The organism is Malaciobacter halophilus (assembly GCF_002837275.1).
GTDB classification, from domain to species: Bacteria; Campylobacterota; Campylobacteria; order Campylobacterales; family Arcobacteraceae; genus Malaciobacter; species Malaciobacter halophilus.
Window position 1 is genome coordinate 1 of the sequence record NZ_NXIF01000084.1, and the last position, 1,958, is coordinate 1,958.

3 protein-coding genes are annotated in these 1,958 nt (G+C 25.9%); all 3 read left to right on the top strand.

Going from position 1 to position 1,958, the window contains the following annotated elements; all coding sequences use genetic code 11:
- On the top strand, positions 1-414 hold a 414-nt coding region (locus tag CP960_RS13835; protein WP_165777371.1), incomplete at its 5' end, for a hypothetical protein.
- Entirely contained in the window at positions 411-1,295 is an 885-nt protein-coding gene (locus tag CP960_RS13280; RefSeq protein ID WP_101185946.1) for a tyrosine-type recombinase/integrase, read from the top strand. The genes CP960_RS13835 and CP960_RS13280, both read left to right, overlap by 4 nt.
- A gap of 208 nt (positions 1,296-1,503) precedes the next feature.
- Positions 1,504-1,908: a hypothetical protein gene (locus CP960_RS13285; RefSeq protein WP_101185947.1), complete on the top strand. Its 405-nt coding sequence runs from the start codon at positions 1,504-1,506 to the stop codon at positions 1,906-1,908.
- The last annotated feature ends 50 nt before the right edge of the window (positions 1,909-1,958 follow it).

The window sequence follows — 1,958 nt, forward strand, 5'->3', positions numbered from 1 at the left end:
AATTCTGTTACTTCTAATAGTTATTTTGCAAATTTATTAGGTTTTAAAGGAGATAATGCAAATACACAATTTTCTAATTATGTAAATGGAAATGGAAAAAACTTTACAACAAGAGAACTTATTAGACTTATTGAGCTTATGGGAAATGATAGTAAACCAATTTTAGATTATATGTGTGATAAAGCTGGTTTTGTTTGTAGTGAAAGAGCAACACCACATAAACATATTGAAGATATTAGAGATATTTTACAAAAATTCTCTATTGATAATGGTCTTTTGAATGCTTCATTTCTTAATGCAATTAAAGATAATAATATTGATGAAGAAGAAACCAAACAATTAAAAGAATTATCTTATCAATTTAGAGCAAGACTATTGCAATTTGAATTTGCATTAAGTGAGAAATTAAAATGATATTTGATTACTTATTTAATGAATATATAGAAATGTTTGATGATATACACTCAAAATCTGAAATTATAAATAAAAAGAATAGATATAAAAATCACATAAAAGATTATATAGGTCATTTACATTTAGAGGAAATTAAATTTAAACATTGTCAAGAGATAGTTAATAATATTATTAAAGTTAAAGAACTATCTCCAAAAACTGCTAAAAATGTAAATGCAATAGTTCAAACAATTTTTAATTATGCTATTAAAAATGACTATACAGAAAAAAACCCCGCACAATATACGATTATCCCTAAATTTGATAATAAATATAATATTTCGTTAAAACAAAATCAAATTAAGTCTTTAATAGATGAGATACTTAATTTTGATAATTCTATTTATAAACTTATATTTATTTTTGCTTTGCATGGTCGTAGAAAAAGTGAAATTTTAAAAATGCAATGGTATCAAATTGACTTTGCATTAAAAGTTTATTCAATTCCAGCGCAAAAAAATAAAGCTAGAAAACATGATGTACATGAGATGACACCTCTACTTTATCATAATTTAAAATCACATTATGACAATGAAATAAAATCAAGGGATAAAGTTTTAGAAAAAGATTATATTTTTATAAATGAAAATACTAATACTTATTTTAAAGATTTAAGAAGACCTTTTAATAAATTAAAAAAATTAGCTTGTATTGAAAAAATGAGATTTCATGATTTTAGACACTTATTAGGTACTGAATGTATTAAAAAAGGTATTCCAGTTGAACATATAAGTCAAGCTTTAGGACATAGTAATATTGATGTTACTCAAAGATATATAACTAAGGATAGTAATATTTCTAATAAAGTTGTTTCAAATTTTTTAAGCTCGTATTCTAGTTAAAAAGATTTTTAGCAACTTGCAAACGGTTGTTGAGCATATGAAAATTTAATACTTTTGCTAAAAATGCACAACCGATAGGGCGTGAGCTTTTCCCCTTTTTTTTAGGGGCTTTAGCCCCTAATTATAACTTTATCTAAGACCTAATAAAAAATATAGGTTTTATATAAGGTTCTAAAACCTAAAAAGAAAAAATAAAAAAGGAAAAATTATGGCAAAAACTGCAAATAATGAATTACAAAACCAAGACCCAATCCAACAGCAAAAGGATTCAGTTAAAGCATATATGCGAAAGTTAAGAGCAAATACTATTGTTTTAGGTGCTGACCTTGTTGAATTAAGAGTTCAAGAGGGTAAAGAAAAGCTAGACAAAGAAACTAGAATGCCTTTAATAGATGAACAAACTGGCGAAGCTTTTAGATGGCCTAATAAATATTACGCAAAATTTGCTTTTATGGGTGGCGAAGTTGAAACAGAATTATCAGAGAAAAAATATTTTGAAATAGAAAGTCAAGTTAATATGCCTTTTTATTTAGAGGGTAGATTAACAAAGATAAGAAGCTTTGGAAGTGAAATAATAGCACCCGTTTTTAGTAGTTTTGAGTTATTAGCATAATTTAAAATCCAGTCGGGGAATAAGTCCCCACTCTGGTTTAACAAGGGGGG

Coding starts and splice junctions, on each gene's coding strand:
- CP960_RS13280 (WP_101185946.1), top strand. CDS start 411: ATGATATTTGATTACTTATTTAATGAATATATAGAAATGTTTGATGAT.
- CP960_RS13285 (WP_101185947.1), top strand. CDS start 1,504: ATGGCAAAAACTGCAAATAATGAATTACAAAACCAAGACCCAATCCAA.